The sequence below is a fragment of the Streptomyces sp. 15-116A genome (assembly GCF_025290915.1).
Classification (GTDB): Bacteria; Actinomycetota; Actinomycetes; order Streptomycetales; family Streptomycetaceae; genus Streptomyces.
This window is the reverse complement of sequence record NZ_JAOCQE010000140.1, coordinates 1-16,698: the sequence shown is the minus strand read 5'-3', so window position 1 is coordinate 16,698 and position 16,698 is coordinate 1. Positions and strand designations below refer to the sequence as shown.

Here is a 16,698-nt window from a genome sequence, read left to right as displayed (position 1 = left end):
CGGGGCCCGGGACGGCGAGGGCGGCGGTGAGGGCGCCGGAGGCGAACCGGGGCAGCAGCCGCTCGCGCTGGGCGTCGGTACCGAGGGCGAGCAGCAGGGGGGCGGTCAGGACGGTGGTCGCGAGGAGCGGGGACGGGGCGAGCGTGCGGCCGGTCTCCTCGCAGGCGAGGGCGAGTTCGGTCGCCGAGCAGCCGATGCCGCCGTAGGCCTCCGGGAGGGCGAGGGCGGGCAGGCCGAGCGTGTCGGCGAGGGCGGTCCACAGGGCGGGGTCGTGCCCGGCCGGGGTGTCGACGGCGGCTCGCAGCCCGTCCGGTCCGCAGCGCTTGGCAAGCAGGTCGCGCAGGGCACGGCGGATCTCGTCCTGCTCGGCGGTGAAGCGGACGTCCATGTCCCTGGCCCCCTCGCTGAAAACTGACGGTGCGTCATATTAGGACGGGCGCGCACCGATGCCCAGAGGGCTGACGCGACGGCCTTACCTGACGTACCGTCAGCTTCATGACTCCTCCCCGGAGATCCGCCGTCGTAGGCGCCGCCCTCTCCGACTGCGGGCGCCTGGACGGCGGCACGACCGCCTACGCCCTGCACGCCCAGGCCGCCCGCCGCGCCCTCGCCGACGCGGGACTGGACCGGACGGCGGTGGACGGCTTCGCCTCCGCCGGACTGGGCACCCTGGCCCCGGTCGAGGTGGCGGAGTACCTGGGCCTGCGCCCCACCTGGGTCGACTCGACCTCCGTGGGCGGCGCCACCTGGGAGGTCATGGCCGCCCACGCGGCGGACGCCATCGCCGCCGGGCACGCGCGCGTGGTGCTGCTCGTCTACGGCTCCACGGCCCGCGCCGACATCCGCGCCGGCCGCCGCACCGGCACCCTCTCCTTCGGCGCGCGCGGCCCGCTCCAGTTCGAGGCGCCCTACGGCCACACGCTCATCGCCAAGTACGCGATGGCCGCCCGCCGCCACATGATCGAGTACGGCACGACGATCGAGCAGCTCGCCGAGGTCGCCGTCCAGGCGCGGGCCAACGCGGCCCTCAACCCCGAGGCGCTGCACCGCACCCCGATCACGGTGGACGACGTCCTGTCCGGCCCGCTGATCGCCGACCCGTTCACCAAGCTGCACTGCTGCCTGCGCTCCGACGGCGGCGCGGCGGTGCTGCTCGCGGCGGAGGACGTCGTACGGGACTGCCGTACCGCACCGGTATGGGTGCTCGGGACCGGCGAGTACGTCTCCCACTCCGCGATGTCCGAGTGGCCCGACTTCACCGTGTCCCCGGCGGCGGTCAGCGGGCGGACGGCGTTCGGGCGGGCCGGGGTGCGGCCGGAGGAGATGGACCTGGCCGAGCTGTACGACGCCTTCACGTACATGACCCTCGTGACCCTGGAGGACCTGGGCTTCTGCGGGAAGGGCGAGGGCGGGGCGTTCGTGGAGAAGGGGCGGCTGCGGGTCGAGGGGGGCGCGCTGCCGGTGAACACCGACGGGGGCGGGCTGTCGGCCCAGCATCCCGGGATGCGCGGGCTGTTCCTGCTCGTGGAGGCGGTACGGCAGCTGCGGGGCGAGGGCGGCGCACGGCAGGTCCGCCGGTCCGACGGCTCCCTGCCCGCGCTGGCGGTGGCCTCCGGGACGGGCGGCTGGTTCTGCTCGTCGGGGACGGTGGTGCTGGGGAGGGAATGAGGGGAACACCTCGTCGGCCGAACGGCGTTGTGAAGTACGTAAGCCTGTGACGTCGTACACCGCGAGCCGCTGGAGGAGACCCGCATGGCCCTGACCCGTGAAGAGCGCGAGAAGTTCCTGGCCGAACCGCACATCGCCGCGTTGTCGGTCGACGCGGGGCCGGGGAGAGCGCCGCTGACGGTGCCCATCTGGTACCAGTACGAACCCGGCGGCGACATCTGGATCATGACCGGGCTCGACTCCCGCAAGAACCAGCTGATCAGCGCGGCCGGCCGGTTCACACTCATGGTCGACCGGCTCGAACCCACCATCCGGTACGTGTCCGTCGAGGGCCCGGTCGTCGAGACGACCCCCGCCACGCTGGAGCAGCTGCGGGAGCTCTCGGCGCGCTATCTGCCGGCCGAGAAGGTCGACGCGTACGTGGACTTCGCCTGGAAGAACCACGGCGAGCAGGTCGTCCTGCGGATGCGCCCGGAACACTGGGTGTCGTCGGACCTCGGACAGGTGTAGGCCCGCGCAGGCGACGCGGCACATGAGAATCGGGGACATGGAACCCGATCTTCACGATTTGCTGAGGTCACTGCGGGTGTGGGACCCGGAGGTGACCGAGCTGCCGCCGCTCGACCCGGCCGCCGCGCCCGGGGAGCCGCTGGCGCTGTTCACCCGGTGGTTCGCCGAGGTGGTGGCGGCCGGGCAGACCGAGCCGCACACCATGTCGCTGGCCACGGCGGACGCGGAGGGCCTGCCGGACGTGCGCGTCGTGATGCTGCACGGCGCCGACGCGGACGGCTGGTCCTTCGCGACCCACGCCCACAGCCGCAAGGGCACCCACCTCGCCGCCCGCCCGTACGCGGCCCTCGCCTTCTACTGGCCGGTGCTGGGCCGCCAGGTCCGCGTCCGCGGTCCTGTTGAGCAGGCGCCCGCCCACGAGTCCCAGGCCGACCTCCACGCCCGCTCCACAGGCGCCCTCGCCGCGGCCCTGACCGGCAGACAGAGCGAGCTCCTCGGCTCCCTCGAGGACCTGACCCATGCCTCGGAAGCGGCCTGGGAGCAGGCCCAACGCGCCCCGGACACGAAGGCCGGCTCCTGGACCCTGTACCGGCTGCGCCCGGATGAGGTGGAGTTCTTCCAGGGCGAGGCACGCCGGAGGCATGTCCGGCTGCGGTACCGGTGGACGGACGGGGAGGGGTGGACGCGGGAGCTGCTGTGGCCGTGAGAGGCCAGTCCTTACTCGAAGTCGTACACCGCGAAGTCGGCCACCGGCCGGTACCCGATCCGCTGGTACAGGGCATTGCTCGTGGGATTGGCCAGGTCCGTGAAGAGCAGCACCTCCTGTGCACCGCCCTCCCGTGCGGCCCGGGTCGCCTCGGCTGTGGCCACGCCCGCGTAGCCGCGTCCACGTAGTGCGGTCGGGGTGTAGACGTGGGTGACCCGGATCTGCCCGGCGACCCGCGGGCTCAGCGCGGCCATGGAGACGGGTTCGCCGTCCGGTGTCTCCCAGAAGGTGACGTCACCGCGGGCGACGCGGTCGTCCGCCCACACGGCGGGGTCCTGGAAGACCGGTTCGCCCACGGCCTCGCTGAACTCGCGGTACCAGTCGGCCAGTCGCGCACGGTCCGTCTTCTCCGCGATCCTCGCCCGCCCCGGCGGGACGGGCTGCGGTACGGTCAGCGTGCCCAAGCGGTAGAGCCGCTGCCGTCGGCGGAGTGTGACCGTGGCGCCCGTACGGCGGTGCCAGGCGTCGGCGAAGGCCCTGGCCGTGTCCTGGTCGCCCTGGACGTTCGGATCGCAGGAAGGCGCCCGCGCGGGCGAGGAAGTCGTCGACATCGCGGGTCAGGAACCAGTCGTCGGTGGGCATGCCTCATGATGCCGCCGGGGTGAGGACGCGCACCTCCGGTTTACGTCCGGGGGTCCGGCGAGGACGCCGGTGGTTCCGGGTCCGTGGCGAGGCGGGCGTGGAGGTGGGCGTCGCGGAAGGCGTCGTGGCGGCCGGCGGCGAAGATCGCGCCGCGCATGGTGCCCTCGAGGCGGAAACCGCACCGTTCGGCGATGCGGCAGGACGCGTCGTGGCCCACGGCATGGTCCAGTTCCAGCCGGTGCAGGCCGAGTTCGGCCAGCGCCCAGTGCGCGGTGAGCAGCAGCGCGCGCGTGGCGACGCCCTGTCCGCGTGCCTCGGGGAACACCCAGTAACCGACCCGGGCCACGCCCAGCACCGGGCGGATGTCGTTGACGGCGATGTGCCCCAGCGTCGTACCGGTGCCGGCGTCGGCGATGCGGAACGGTGCCGTCGCCCCCTCCGCGGCCCGCTCCGCCCGCCCCCGCAGCACCTCCCGCGCGCCGTCGAGGTCCGTGACCGGGCGGATCGGGGTGTTCCAGCGCTGGAACTCCGGGTCCGTGGTCCCGCGCAGCCACGCCTCCACGTCGGAGTGGGACGCCGGGTCCCAGGGGAGCAGGTGCAGGCCGTGACCGTGGAGCTCGGTGAGGGTCGGGGACTGGGAGCGGGGACGGGTGCGGGTCCGGGGCCGGGTGGGCTTGCGGGTGTGCGCCATGAAGCCATTCAAACCCGCCGCACCGGCCGGAACACCGGGATTTCCGCGCGGAAGGTCACCTCCAGCTCCATTCCGGCACGCGGTCCGCCCGCCGGCTCCGTCCCGACGAGCTCGGTCATCATCCGCGGCCCCTCCGCGAGGTCCACGACGGCGGCGATGTACGGGGTGCGGTCGGCGAAGGGCGGCAGGTCGTTGTGGTGGACGACGGACCAGGTGTAGAGGGTGGCCCGGCCGCTCGCTGTCTCCCAGGTGACGTGCTCGCTCCAGCAGTGGGGGCAGAACTCGCGCGGGTAGTGGTGGGCGCGGCCACAGCCCGCACAGCGCCGGATCAGCAGTCGGCCCTGTGCCGCCGCCTCCCAGTAGGTGCGGGTGAAGGCGTCCGCCTCGGGGAGGTCCGTGCGTCCGGCCGTCGTGTCCATCTGCTCCTGCCGAGGGGGAATATCCGGGGGGGGTGCCGCCCCTGCCGTCTGACGGTACGTCAGATGTCGCCGCCCGGACCACCCCACAGGCGCGACCGTCCGGATATCGGACACGGGATGCGGGCGCCCGCGCACAGACGTGATCAATCCGCAACCAATTCCGGTCTTGACCGAGACCCATCAAGCGGGTGCGGGATTACTCTCGCGCACATGGCCGACACCACCCCCACACCCACCTCCGACGGTTCCGACTCCGTCCAGCCCCCTGCGCCCGCCCCCGCCGACCGCCCGGTCTACGTCATTGGGGGCGGCCCGGGCGGGCTCGCGGTCGCGTACGCGCTGCGCGCCCGCGGGCTGCGGGCCGTCGTGCTGGAGCGGTCCGACCAGGTGGGAGCGTCGTGGCGGCGCCACTACGACCGGCTGCGGCTGCACACCACCCGCCGTCTGTCCGCCCTGCCGGGGCTGCCCATGCCGCGCCGGTTCGGGCGCTGGCCGGCCCGGGACAACGTGGTCCGGTACCTGGAGAAGTACGCCGAGCACCACCGCCTGGAGATCGTCACCGGGGTGGAGGTCTCCCGCGTGGAGCGCACCCCGGACGGCACCGGCTGGCTGCTGCACGCCACCGGCGGTCGCGAACTGACCGGCGCCGCGGTGGTCGTGGCCACCGGCTACAACCACACCCCGCACGTGCCGGACTGGCCCGGCCGCGACGCCTACACCGGCGAGTTCCTGCATGCCTCCGCGTACCGCAACGCGGCACCCTTCGCCGGGCGGGACGTCCTCGTCGTGGGCGTCGGCAACACCGGTGCCGAGATCGCCGTCGACCTGGTGGAGGGCGGCGCGTCCCGGGTGCGGCTCGCGGTCCGCACGACCCCGCACATCGTGCGCCGCTCCACCGCGGGCTGGCCCGCGCAGTACTCGGGCGTTCTGGTGCGGCGGCTGCCGGTCGGGCTCGTCGACCGGCTGAGCCGGGCGCAGGCGAAGGTGGCGATCCCGGATCTCTCCGCGCAGGGTCTGCCCCGCCCCGAGACCGGGCTCTACAGCCGGGTGCTCGAAGGGGCAATCCCTGTACAGGACGTCGGCCTGATCGACGCCGTGCGCAAGGGCAAGGTGGAGATCGTGGCCGCGGTGGAGGGCTTCGAGGACGGCAAGGTCGTCCTCGCCGACGGCGACCGCATCGGTCCCGACGCGGTCATCGCCGCGACCGGATACGTCCGTGCCCTGGAGGACCTCGTCGGCCACCTCGGCGTCCTCGACGACCGCGGCCGCCCGCTGACCCACGGTCCCCGCACGTCACCGTCCGCCCCCGGCCTCTACTTCACCGGCTTCACGACCCCCATCTCCGGCACCCTCCGCGAACTCGCCCTCGACGCCGAGCGCATCGCCAAGACGGTGTCCCACGCGGGAGCGCCGGGAGTGTCCCGGCTGCCCGGCTAGGGAATGTCCCGCAGGACACCCGCCTCGTCCACGCTTCGACTCGACCCGCGCACAGCCATTCCTGACATTCCGTCAGTTCAGTAACCTGACAGGGCGTCAGTTCATGCGCTGTCTCACAGGAGCGGGCGAAGCGATGCTTGGATCGACCCACGGCACCCTCACCACCGACTCCCGCCGGACCCGGGCCATCGCCTGCGGCGAGCGCTCGGGACCCGTCGTGCACGGCAGGCCGGCCGAGGCGGGCGACCTGGACGTCAGCGGGCGTCCGCTGCACGCCGAGGTGCCCGATCTGGACCGTCTCTTCCGGCCCGAGTCCGTCGCCGTGATCGGCGCCTCGGACGCCGAGGGGCGGCCGGGGACCGGTATCACGCGGCAGCTGCTCGACTGGGCCGAGCGGGTCGGCGCCCGGCTGCACCCCGTGCACCCGCGCCGCCCCACCGTCTTCGGCATCCCCTGCTCTCCTTCCGTCGCGGACCTGCCCGAGCAGGTCGATGTCGCGGTCGTGCTGGTCGGCGACCCCCTTCCGGTGGTCGAGGAACTGGCCGAGGCCAAGGCCAGGTTCGCGGTCGTGTTCGCCTCCGGCTTCGCGGAGACCGGCGAGGAGGGCGCCGCCGCCCAGGACCGGCTGGCCGCGGCCGTCGCGGGCTCCGGGATGCGGCTGCTGGGCCCCAACACCAACCTCAACGCCTTCGAACGCTTCCGGGACGATCTCGACGGCCCCGCGATCGCGCTGATCACCCAGTCCGGTCACCAGGGCCGGCCCGTGTTCGCGCTCCAGAAGAACGGCATCCGCGTCTCCCACTGGGCGCCCACCGGCAACGAGGCCGACCTGGAGACCGCCGACTTCCTCTCCTACTTCGCCGAACAGTCCGAGGTCGGCGCCATCGCCGCGTATGTCGAGGGGCTCAAGGACGGGCGGGCCTTCCTGCTCGCCGCCGACCGGGCCGCCCGGCGTGGAATCCCGGTCGTCGCGGTCAAGGTCGGCCGCACCGAGACCGGCGCCCGCACCGCCGCCTCACACACCGGCAAGCTGACCGGCGCCGACGCGGTGGTGGACGCGGCGATGCGGCAGTACGGGGTGATCCGCGTCGACGGGCTCGACGAACTGCAGGACACCGCAGCCCTGTTGGCACGGGCCCGGCCGCCGCGCGCCGACGGGGTCGTCGTCTATTCGATCTCGGGCGGCACGGGCGCGCACGTCGCCGATCTGGCGACCGCGGCCGGCCTCAGGCTGCCCGTGCTGTCCGAGGCCAGGCAGGCCGAACTGCACCAGTGGATACCGGCGTATCTCGACGTGACCAACCCCGTCGACAGCGGCGGTCACCCCGTGGGCGACTGGCGCGGGCGCAGGATCATCGACGCGCTTCTCGACGATCCCGAGGTGGGCGTGCTGATCTGCCCGATCACCGGGCCGTTCCCCCCGCTGAGCGACCGGCTGGTGCGGGACCTGGTCGACGCGGCCGAGCGGACGGACAAGCTGGTGTGCGTGGTGTGGGGGTCGCCGGTGGGCACTGAGCCGGCGTACCGGGAGGTGCTGCTGGGCTCCTCCCGGGTGGCGACCTTCCGCAGCGTCGCGAACTGCCTCACCGCGGTCCGCGCCCACCTCGGCCACCACCGCTTCGTCACCGGCTACCGCTCCCCCTTCGACGAGGCACCGCGCACTCCCTCCCCGTCGTACCGCAAGGCGCGGCTGCTGATGCGGCCCGGTGAGCAGCTCAGCGAGCACGCCGCCAAGCAGTTGCTGCGGGCGTACGGGATCCGCGTGCCGCGCGAGCAGTTGGTGACGAGCGCGGCGGCGGCCGTGCGGGCGGCGGGGACGGTCGGCTTCCCGGTGGTGATGAAGGCGTCCGGGGCGCGGATCGCGCACAAGACCGAACTGGGCCTGGTCAAGATCGGCCTGACCTCGGCCAGTCAGGTCCGCGATGCCTACCGCGAGCTCACCGACATCGCGCGCTACGAGGAGGTGGAGCTGGACGGTGTGCTGGTCTGCCAGATGGTCGAGCAGGGCGTCGAGATGGTCGTCGGGATGTCCCGGGACGAGCTGTTCGGGCCGACGGTGACGGCCGGGATCGGCGGGGTGCTGGTGGAGGTGCTGCGGGACACCGCCGTCCGCGTGCCGCCCTTCGGGGAGGAGCAGGCGCGGGACATGCTCGCCGAACTGCGCGGGCGGCCCCTGCTCGACGGGGTCCGGGGGCGTCCCCCGGCGGATGTCGACGCGCTCGTGGAGGTGATCCTCCGGGTACAGCGTATGGCGCTGGAGCTCGCGGACGACCTCGCGGAGCTGGAGCTCAACCCGCTGATGGTCTCCCCGCGCGGCCAGGGCGCGGTCGCGCTGGACGCCCTCGCGGTCTGCCGCTGAACGCGCGGGCCACGGCCGTACGGCAGGCGCAGGCCCGAGTACGGCAGGCGCAGGCCCGAGCGCGGCAGGCAGGAGCACGCGTAAGGCCGTCACAAGCCCGAGCACGGCAGGCAGAAGCCCGACCACCGCACACCCATAGGCCAAGAGGTGGATCCCCCACATGCCCGACTCCCCCCGTGAGCCCGGAATTCCCGTCGATTCATGGATACAGCACGCCACTGACAATCAGGTCGCCCACATCACCCTCAATCGCCCCGAGACCCTCAACGCCCTCACCCCTGACCTGCGTGAACGCCTCATCGCGCTGCTCGCCGACGCCTCCGCCGACCCGGACATCAGGGTGGTCGTCATCACCGGCACGGGCCGCGGCTTCTGCGCCGGAGCGGACCTGCGCGGCAGTACCGTTTCCGGCCCCCGCGCGCCCGGTGACGTGGCCCGCACCCTCCGCCTGGGAGCCCAGCGCCTCGTCGCGGCCGTACTGGACTGCGAGAAGCCGGTGATCGCCGCCGTCAACGGCACGGCGGCCGGGCTCGGCGCGCATCTGGCCTTCGCCTGCGATCTCGTGCTCGCCGCCCGTTCGGCCCGCTTCATCGAGGTCTTCGTGCGCAGGGGCCTGGTCCCGGACGCGGGCGGCGCGTATCTGCTCCCTCGTCTCATCGGCCCGCAGCGCGCGAAGGAGCTGATGTTCTTCGGCGACGCGCTCACCGCGGCCGGCGCGGAACGCCTCGGCCTGGTCAACCGGGTGGTCCCCGACGAGGACCTGGCCGGGACGGCTCACGAGTGGTCCGCGCGCCTGGCCACCGCCCCCACGCGTGCCCTCGCCCTCACCAAACAGCTCGTCAACGCCTCCCTCGACACCGACCGCGCCACGGCCTTTACCGCAGAGGCGACGGCACAGGAACTCAACATGGCGACCGAGGACGCACGCGAGGGGCTCGCGGCCTTCGGGGCCCGCAGAACCCCCGAGTTCAGGGGCCGCTGACCCTTCCTATCTGACGTACCGTCAGCTCTAATGGAAGGCGTGATGGGACATGCCGGAATGGCCGCCGCCGCGGTCCGCTACCTCCGCTCGGCCGACGGCGAGCGCGGCCCGGTGGACGCGCTGCCGCGCCCCGAGTTGCGCTGCGTACGGGAGGACGAGCGGCCTCCGGTCCCGCCGTCCGAGTTCCGCCGGGTGCTCGGCTGCTTCGCCACCGGCGTGACCGTGGTGACCGCGGTGGACGACGGCGCCCCCGTCGGCTTCGCCTGCCAGTCCTTCACGTCGCTCTCCCTGGAGCCGCCCCTCGTCGCGTTCATGGTCGGCCGTACGTCCACCACCTGGCCGCGCATCGCCCGCGCGGGCGCGTTCTGCGTGAACATCCTCGCCGCCCACCAGGCACCCCTGTGCCGGGCGTTCGCGGTCAGCGGCGCGGACAAGTTCGCCGGCGTGACGTACGACCCGTCCCCGGTCTCCGGCTCCCCCCGCCTGACGGACACCCTCGCCTGGATCGACTGCACGATCCACGCCGTCCACCCGGGCGGCGACCACCTCATCGTCGTAGGCCGCGTGACCGCCCTCGACACCCGGCACGAGACCGCACCGCTCCTCTTCCACCGGGGCCGGTTCCGCTAGACGGCCGCCGGCTGGCCCGCACCCCGCCGCCGGATCACCAGGGCCATCAGTGCCGCTGCCGCGCACAGGGCGCCCGAGGCGTACCAGACGACGTCGTAGGAGCCGAAGATGTCGCGGGCGACGCCGCCGAGGAAGGCGACGAGGGCGGCGCCGACCTGGTGGGAGGCGAGGACCCAGCCGAAGACGATGGGGCTGTCGTCGCCGTAGTGCTCGCGGCACAGGGCGAGGGTGGGCGGCACGGTGGCGACCCAGTCGAGGCCGTAGAAGACGATGAACAGGACCATCGGGGGGTGGACGCTGGGCGCGAGCAGGAGGGGCAGGAAGAGCAGGGAGATGCCGCGCAGGGCGTAGTAGACGGCGAGCAGGCGGCGGGCCTCGAAGCGGTCGGTGAACCAGCCGGAGGCGATCGTGCCGACGACGTCGAACACGCCGATGACGGCCAGCAGGGAGGCGGCGGCCTGCACGGGCATGTGCTCGTCGTGGGCCGCGGGCACGAAGTGGGTCTGGATCAGGCCGTTGGTCGAGGCGCCGCAGATCGCGAAGGTGCCGGCCAGCAGCCAGAACGGGCCGGTGCGCGCGGCCGAGGCGAGCACCTTCAGCGCGCGCCGGGCGGCGCCGGGCACGGGCGCCGGCTTGGGCACGAACTCCTTCGCGCCGTACGGCTTCTGGCCCACGTCGGCCGGGTGGTCGTGCAGCAGCAGCCAGACGAAGGGGACGACCGCGAGGGCCGCGAGCGCCACCGTGACGGCGGCCGGCCGCCAGCGGTACTCCTCCACGATCCAGGCCAGCAGCGGCAGGAAGATCAGCTGCCCGGAGGCGGACGCGGCGGTGAGGATGCCGCTGACCAGGCCCCGGCGCTCGGTGAACCAGCGGTTGGTGACGGTCGCGGCGAAGGCCAGCGCCATGGAGCCGGAGCCGAGGCCCACCAGCAGACCCCAGCACAGCAGCAGCTGCCAGGCCGCCGTCATCCACACCGTCAGGCCCGAACCGGCCGCGATCACCATGAGGGCGACGGCGACAACGCGCCGGATGCCGTAGCGGTCCATGAGCGCCGCCGCGAAGGGCGCGGTGAGTCCGTACAGCGCCAGATTGACCGACACGGCGGCGGCGATGGTGCCGCGCGACCAGCCGAACTCGGTGTGCAGGGGGTCGATGAACAGTCCCGGTACGGAGCGGAAGGCCGCCGCGCCGATGATCGTCACGAAGGTGACGGCGGCGACGAACCAGGCGCGGTGGATCCGCGGGCGGGTACGCCGGGCGCCGGTGCCGGTGTCGGCTGCGGGGGTGCCGGTCGTTGTCTGGGTCACGCCGTAGAGCGTGCCGGTTCCCGATCTCCGCGACGAGTGGCCCGAGGGACACCCTTCGCTAGGATCGGGCCATGCTGCCGCATCGTGTCGTCGTCCTGGCCCTCGACGGGCTGCTGCCCTTCGAACTGGGCATCCCGCACCGCATCTTCGGCCGCCCCAGGGATGCTCGGGGGCGGCGGCTGTACGAGGTGGTCACCTGCTCGATCCGGCCGCCGGGGCCGGTGGAGACCGACGCCGACTTCGCCCTGCAGGTCGCCCACGGCCCGGAGGCCCTCGCCACCGCCGACACGGTGATCGTCCCGGCCTCCTACGAGCTGGGCCCGGTGTACGAGCGGGGCGAGCTGACCGACGAGCTGGCCGCCGCCCTCGCGCACATCCGGCCCGGCACCCGGCTCGCCTCCATCTGCACCGGTGTCTACGTCCTCGCGGCCGCGGGCCTCCTCGACGGCCGCCCGGCGACCACGCACTGGAGCGACGCCGAGCGCTTCCAGCGGCTCTTCCCGCGCATCAGGGTCGACGCGGACGTGCTGTTCATCGACGACGGCGACATCCTGACCTCGGCGGGCGTCGCGGCCGGTATCGACCTGTGCCTGCACATGGTGCGACGCGACCACGGTGCCGCCGTGGCCAACGACGTGGCCCGGCGGACCGTCGTACCGCCGCACCGCGACGGCGGCCAGGCGCAGTACATCCAGCGCCCGGTGCCCGATCCGCAGCAGGCGTCCACGACGGGCGCACGCGCGTGGGCGCTGGGCCGGCTGCACGAGCCGATCCAGCTGCGGGACATGGCCGCGCGGGAGTCGATGTCGGTCCGCACCTTCACGCGCCGCTTCCGCGAGGAGGTCGGCGTGAGCCCGGGGCAGTGGCTCACGCAGCAGCGGGTGGAGCGGGCACGGCATCTGCTGGAGTCCACCGAGCTGTCCGTGGACCAGGTGGCGCGCGACGCCGGGTTCGGCACGGCCCAGTCGATGCGCCAGCACCTCCAGGCGGCCCTGGGCGTGACCCCGACCGCGTACCGGCGCACGTTCCGGGCGGGCGAGGCCGGGCGCCCGGGTGCCGCCCAGGACATGAGCACCGCTCAGAACGCCGGCACCGCTCAGAACGTGAGCACCGCGCGGGCCACCCGCCCCGCCTCCGCGTCCGCGCGTGCCTTCTCGAAGTCCTCCACCGGGTAGGTGCGGGTGACGAGTTCGTCGAGCAGCAGCAGCCCCTGCCGGTACAGCTCGGCGTACAGGGCGATGTCCCGCTGGGGGCGGGAGGAGCCGTAGCGGCAGCCCAGGATCGACTTGTCCAGGTACATCGAGCTCACGAGGAACGTCGCCTCGGCGCCGGCCGGCGGGACGCCGAGGAGGACCGCCCGGCCGCCCCGGTCGAGCAGGTCGACGGCCTGCCGGACCAGCTCGACGCGGCCGACACACTCGAAGGCGTGGTCGGCCCCGGTGGGCAGGACGCCCCGCACGCCCTCCGTGGAGGTGAGGAAGTGGGTCGCACCGAACCGCCGGGCGGCGTCCTCCTTCGCCGGGTTGGCGTCGACGGCGACGATCCGCAGCGCGCCCGCGAGCCGCGCCCCCTGGAGCACGTTGAGACCGACGCCGCCCGCCCCGATCACCACCACGCTGTCCCCGCGCTCCACCCGCGCCCGGTTCAGTACGGCCCCCACGCCGGTCAGCACCCCGCACCCGATGAGCGCCGCCGAGGTCAACGGCACGTCGTCGGGCACCCGCACGACCTGCACGGCCTTCACCACGGTCCGCTCGGCGAACGCGGAGGTGGCCGCGAACTGGTGCACCGGCACACCACGGTGGGCGAAGGGCCGCTCCGGGCGCCCGATCGCCCGCCGGCACATCGTCGGCCGCCCCCGCCCGCAGTCGGCGCACGTCCCGCAGTTGGCCAGCGTGGACAGCGCCACATGATCACCGGGCGCGACATGGGAGACGCCCTCCCCCACCGCGTCCACCACACCGGCGCCCTCATGCCCGAGCACCACCGGCACCGGAAAGGGAATCGTCCCGTCGATGACGGACAGATCGCTGTGACACACCCCGGCCGCCGCGACCGCCACCCGGACCTCCCCAGGACCGGGCTCCCGCACCTCGAGACCGTCCACGACCTCGACCGTACGGCCGTCGAAGAGCACGCCTCTCATCCCACGTCTCCCTTGGGCTCCCGGGGCAGACCGAGCACACGCTCGGCGATGATCGTGCGCTGGATCTCGTCCGAGCCGCCGTAGAGGGTGTCGGCCCGGGAGAACAGGAACAGATGCTGGTCCGCGTCCACCTCATAGGGCACCGACGCCGACCACTCCACCGGCCCCACACCCCCGGCGGCCCCTCGCACCCGCACGGCCAGCTCGCCCAGCCGCTGATGCCACCCGCCCCACAGCAGCTTGGCCACACTGGGCGCCCCCGCGTCGCCGGAACTCCCCAGCGTGCGCAGGGCGTTCCAGCGCATCACCCGCAGTTCGGCCCACAGCCGCACCAGCCCGTCCCGTACGACGGGATCCCCCAGGGCCCCGCTGTCCCGCGCGGTCCGCACGACCCGCGCCAGTTCCTCCGCGAACCCGATCTGCTGGGCCAGCGTGGACACCCCCCGCTCGAACCCGAGCAGACTCATCGCGACCCGCCAGCCGTTCCCCTCACCCCCCACCACATGCTCCACGCGCGCGTACGCCCCGTCGAAGAACACCTCGTTGAACTCACTGGTCCCGGTCATCTGCCGAATGGGCCGCACCTCGATCCGCCCCGGCTGATCCATGGGCACCAGCAGAAAACTCAGCCCCCGATGCCGCCGGGACCCCGCCTCACTCCGGGCCAGCACGAAACACCAGTCGGCCTCCTGGGCGAGCGAGGTCCAGATCTTCTGCCCGCTGATCCGGAAGCACGCCCCGTCGCGCACGGCCCTGGTCCGCACCCCGGCGAGATCCGACCCGGCCCCGGGCTCGCTGTACCCCTGGCACCAGAGCTCGTCACCGGCCGCGATCAACGGCAGGAAACGCGCCTTCTGCTCGTCACTGCCGTGAGCGAGAAGCGTGGGAGCGAGCAGCTTCTCCCCGATGTGCCCACACCGGGGAGGAGCCCCGGCCCGTACATACTCCTCGGCCCACACCACCTGCTGAGTGAGAGAAGCGGTCCGATTCCCGTACCCGCTCTCCCCCCACCCCAGCCCGATCCAACCGGCTCTGCCGAGGGTCCGTTCCCAGGCACGACGATCCTGGACGGAACCGGCGTGCTCGCTCAGCCACTCCCGCGCTTCCGCACGAAACGCCTCATCCTCGACACCGAACCCGAAGTCCACGCCCACTCCTCAACTCCCCCCGGGTCAACCCCCTCAGGGGCGCGGGGAACTGCGCGAGAACCCACCACACACCCGCACCCGCACCCAAACCCGCACCCCCGGGCTCTCAGGCGCCCGGCCCCTCCAGCAACGGCATCGGATCGACCCCGACCGCCCCCGGCAGAACCCGCGCGATCCGCTCCGGCGTCCAGCCCCCGCCCTCCACGTAGGCCGAACGCAGTTCCCTCGGCTGCCCCCACACCGCGATCTTCGCCCCGGCCGCCGTATACACCTGCCCGGTGATCCCTGCCTCGCGCGCCTGCTCGGACAGCAGGTACACCACCAGCGCCGCCACATCCTCCGGCTCCCCCACCCCGGAAAGCCCCGCAGGAACCCGCACGGACATGCGCGTACGCGCCACCGGCGCCACCGCGTTCGCGGTCACCCCGTACCGGTGCAGGCCCAGCGCGGCGCTCCGCACCAGCGAGACGACGCCGCCCTTCGCCGCGCTGTAGTTGGCCTGCGACACCGACCCCTGATAGGCCCCGCTGGTGAACCCGATCAGCGACCCCGACCGCTGCTTCCGCATCACCGCGGACGCCGCCCGGAACACCGTGAACGTGCCCTTCAGATGCGTGGCGACGACCGAGTCCCACTCCTCCTCGGTCATGTTGAACAGCATCCGCTCCCGCAGGATCCCGGCGACGCACACGACCCCGTCGAGCCGCCCGTACGCCGACAGCGCGGTGTCGGCCACCCGCTGCCCGCCCGCCATCGTGGAGACGTCGTCGGCGACGGCGACCGCCTGCCCGCCCGCCGCGGCGATCTCCTTGGCCACCGCCTCGGCGACCTCACTGCTCGGCGCCGATCCGTCGACGGCCACCCCGTAGTCGTTGACGACGACCCGCGCCCCTTCACCGGCCGCGGCGAGCGCGACCGCCCGCCCGATGCCCCGGCCCGCGCCCGTGACCGCGACGACCTTGCCCGACAAGAAGTTCCCCACGCCGGTCCCCTTCCCGTCCCACGGTTTCTGACGGACCGTTAGATATCGCGTACCCGACTATTACGACCCGCCGGCTCGCCGAGCACAACCCCCGGGAGGGACCGGACCCATGCCGCTGCCCGCCGCCTTCCACGACATCGCCAAGCGCGTGAACAACTGGGGCCGTTGGGGTCCGGACGACGAGATCGGCACCCTGAACCTGATCACCGACGAGGTGGTCCGCGAGGCGGCGGCGTGCGTCCGCACCGGCCACCGCGTGCCGCTCGCGCTGCCCCTCCGGCAGAACGGGGTGCAGACGGGCGCGATCGCCGGCCGGATCGACCCTCTGCACCTCATGACCCAGATCAACCAGGAACTGTTCGGCCCGGGCACGGTCGCGTGCAGCGACGACGCGGTGACCATGGGGCTGCAGGCGGGCACCCACTGGGACGCGCTCGCCCATGTCTCCCACTCCGGGCTGCTCTACAACGGCCGCCCGGCCGGCACCGTCACCGCGCACGGCGGCGCCGCGTTCGCCGGTGTCGACAAGGTGGGCCATCTCGTCTCGCGCGGGGTGCTGCTCGATGTCGCCCGTGCGCTCGGCACGGACCGCCTTGACGGCGGGCACGCGGTCACCCCGGAGGATCTGGAGGCTGCCGAGGAGCTGGCGGGGACGCGGGTGCGGGCCGGTGACGTCGTGCTGGTGCGGACCGGGCAGATACGGCTGTGTCTCGACGGGGACCGGCAGGCGTACGCGTATCCCTCGCCCGGGCTGTCGATCCGGACGCCGGAGTGGTTCCACGCGCGGGATGTGGCGGCCGTCGCGAGCGACACGCTCACCTTCGAGATCTTTCCGCCCGAGGTGCCGGGCCTGTGGCTGCCGGTGCACGCCCTGCACCTGGTGGAGATGGGGATGCCGCAGGGGCAGAACTGGAATCTCGAAAAGTTGTCCACAGCCTGTGGAGAAACAGGCCGCCCTACGTTCCTGCTGTCGGCGACACCCGAACCGTTCACCGGGGGCACGGGATCCCCCGTCGCACCGGTCGCCGTCCTCTGACCACCACCGCCCCCCGGAGGGGCTCGGCGGTACGG

General features: G+C 73.2%; 17 protein-coding genes. 9 read left to right on the top strand and 8 right to left on the bottom strand.

Going from position 1 to position 16,698, the window contains the following annotated elements; translation table 11 throughout:
* Window positions 1–388: acyl-CoA dehydrogenase family protein (locus N4P33_RS21465; RefSeq protein WP_260828271.1), on the bottom strand; the 388-nt coding region annotated here is incomplete at its 3' end.
* 107 nt (window positions 389–495) lie between these two features.
* On the opposite strand from N4P33_RS21465, the gene N4P33_RS21460 reads away from it, so the two are divergent.
* The 3 genes from N4P33_RS21460 to N4P33_RS21450 all read left to right on the top strand — a co-directional run bounded on the left by N4P33_RS21460 (window position 496) and on the right by N4P33_RS21450 (window position 2,884).
* Window positions 496–1,668 carry a thiolase C-terminal domain-containing protein gene (locus tag N4P33_RS21460; protein WP_260828270.1) on the top strand — a complete coding sequence of 391 codons (1,173 nt, stop codon included), beginning with the start codon at window positions 496–498 and terminating at the stop codon, window positions 1,666–1,668.
* An 84-nt stretch (window positions 1,669–1,752) separates the two neighbouring features.
* Window positions 1,753–2,178: a pyridoxamine 5'-phosphate oxidase family protein gene (locus N4P33_RS21455; protein WP_260828269.1), complete on the top strand. Its 426-nt coding sequence runs from the start codon at window positions 1,753–1,755 to the stop codon at window positions 2,176–2,178.
* A 37-nt stretch (window positions 2,179–2,215) separates the two neighbouring features.
* Complete coding sequence (locus tag N4P33_RS21450; protein ID WP_260828268.1) at window positions 2,216–2,884, top strand: pyridoxal 5'-phosphate synthase; 669 nt, start codon at window positions 2,216–2,218, stop codon at window positions 2,882–2,884.
* A gap of 11 nt (window positions 2,885–2,895) precedes the next feature.
* On the opposite strand, the gene N4P33_RS21445 is transcribed toward N4P33_RS21450, so the two are convergent.
* The 3 genes from N4P33_RS21445 to N4P33_RS21435 all read right to left on the bottom strand — a co-directional run bounded on the left by N4P33_RS21445 (window position 2,896) and on the right by N4P33_RS21435 (window position 4,636).
* The gene (locus N4P33_RS21445; protein ID WP_313904554.1) at window positions 2,896–3,495 is read right to left on the bottom strand and encodes a GNAT family N-acetyltransferase; all 600 of its coding nucleotides are present in this window, start codon (window positions 3,493–3,495) and stop codon (window positions 2,896–2,898) included.
* 71 nt (window positions 3,496–3,566) lie between these two features.
* Complete coding sequence (locus tag N4P33_RS21440; protein ID WP_260828267.1) at window positions 3,567–4,217, bottom strand: GNAT family N-acetyltransferase; 651 nt, start codon at window positions 4,215–4,217, stop codon at window positions 3,567–3,569.
* Between the two features lie 8 nt (window positions 4,218–4,225).
* Window positions 4,226–4,636: a Zn-ribbon domain-containing OB-fold protein gene (locus N4P33_RS21435; RefSeq protein WP_260828266.1), complete on the bottom strand. Its 411-nt coding sequence runs from the start codon at window positions 4,634–4,636 to the stop codon at window positions 4,226–4,228.
* Window positions 4,637–4,846: 210 nt separating this feature from the next.
* Here N4P33_RS21435 and N4P33_RS21430 point away from each other — a divergent pair, with 210 nt between their 5' ends.
* The 4 genes from N4P33_RS21430 to N4P33_RS21415 all read left to right on the top strand — a co-directional run bounded on the left by N4P33_RS21430 (window position 4,847) and on the right by N4P33_RS21415 (window position 10,044).
* Complete coding sequence (locus N4P33_RS21430; RefSeq protein ID WP_260828265.1) at window positions 4,847–6,073, top strand: NAD(P)/FAD-dependent oxidoreductase; 1,227 nt, start codon at window positions 4,847–4,849, stop codon at window positions 6,071–6,073.
* Between the two features lie 133 nt (window positions 6,074–6,206).
* Window positions 6,207–8,432: an acetate--CoA ligase family protein gene (locus N4P33_RS21425; RefSeq protein ID WP_260828264.1), complete on the top strand. Its 2,226-nt coding sequence runs from the start codon at window positions 6,207–6,209 to the stop codon at window positions 8,430–8,432.
* Between the two features lie 160 nt (window positions 8,433–8,592).
* Entirely contained in the window at window positions 8,593–9,414 is an 822-nt protein-coding gene (locus tag N4P33_RS21420; RefSeq protein WP_260828263.1) for an enoyl-CoA hydratase/isomerase family protein, read from the top strand.
* Window positions 9,415–9,456: 42 nt separating this feature from the next.
* Window positions 9,457–10,044, top strand: coding sequence for a flavin reductase family protein (locus tag N4P33_RS21415; RefSeq protein ID WP_260828262.1), 588 nt, complete (start codon window positions 9,457–9,459; stop codon window positions 10,042–10,044).
* Here the strand turns inward: N4P33_RS21415 and N4P33_RS21410 are convergent.
* Complete coding sequence (locus tag N4P33_RS21410; RefSeq protein ID WP_399029877.1) at window positions 10,041–11,351, bottom strand: MFS transporter; 1,311 nt, start codon at window positions 11,349–11,351, stop codon at window positions 10,041–10,043. The genes N4P33_RS21415 and N4P33_RS21410 overlap by 4 nt on opposite strands.
* 71 nt (window positions 11,352–11,422) lie before the next feature.
* On the opposite strand from N4P33_RS21410, the gene N4P33_RS21405 reads away from it, so the two are divergent.
* Complete coding sequence (locus N4P33_RS21405) at window positions 11,423–12,526, top strand: GlxA family transcriptional regulator (RefSeq protein WP_260828261.1); 1,104 nt, start codon at window positions 11,423–11,425, stop codon at window positions 12,524–12,526.
* On the opposite strand, the gene N4P33_RS21400 is transcribed toward N4P33_RS21405, so the two are convergent.
* The 3 genes from N4P33_RS21400 to N4P33_RS21390 form a co-directional block, all read right to left on the bottom strand.
* Entirely contained in the window at window positions 12,448–13,497 is a 1,050-nt protein-coding gene (locus tag N4P33_RS21400) for an alcohol dehydrogenase catalytic domain-containing protein (protein ID WP_260828260.1), read from the bottom strand. The genes N4P33_RS21405 and N4P33_RS21400 overlap by 79 nt on opposite strands.
* Entirely contained in the window at window positions 13,494–14,645 is a 1,152-nt protein-coding gene (locus N4P33_RS21395) for an acyl-CoA dehydrogenase family protein (RefSeq protein WP_260828259.1), read from the bottom strand. The genes N4P33_RS21400 and N4P33_RS21395 overlap by 4 nt, the downstream gene beginning before the upstream one ends.
* Before the next feature lie 106 nt (window positions 14,646–14,751).
* Window positions 14,752–15,627, bottom strand: coding sequence for an SDR family NAD(P)-dependent oxidoreductase (locus tag N4P33_RS21390; protein ID WP_260828258.1), 876 nt, complete (start codon window positions 15,625–15,627; stop codon window positions 14,752–14,754).
* A gap of 109 nt (window positions 15,628–15,736) precedes the next feature.
* On the opposite strand from N4P33_RS21390, the gene N4P33_RS21385 reads away from it, so the two are divergent.
* The gene (locus tag N4P33_RS21385) at window positions 15,737–16,663 is read left to right on the top strand and encodes a cyclase family protein (RefSeq protein ID WP_260828257.1); all 927 of its coding nucleotides are present in this window, start codon (window positions 15,737–15,739) and stop codon (window positions 16,661–16,663) included.
* Window positions 16,664–16,698: the final 35 nt, after the last annotated feature.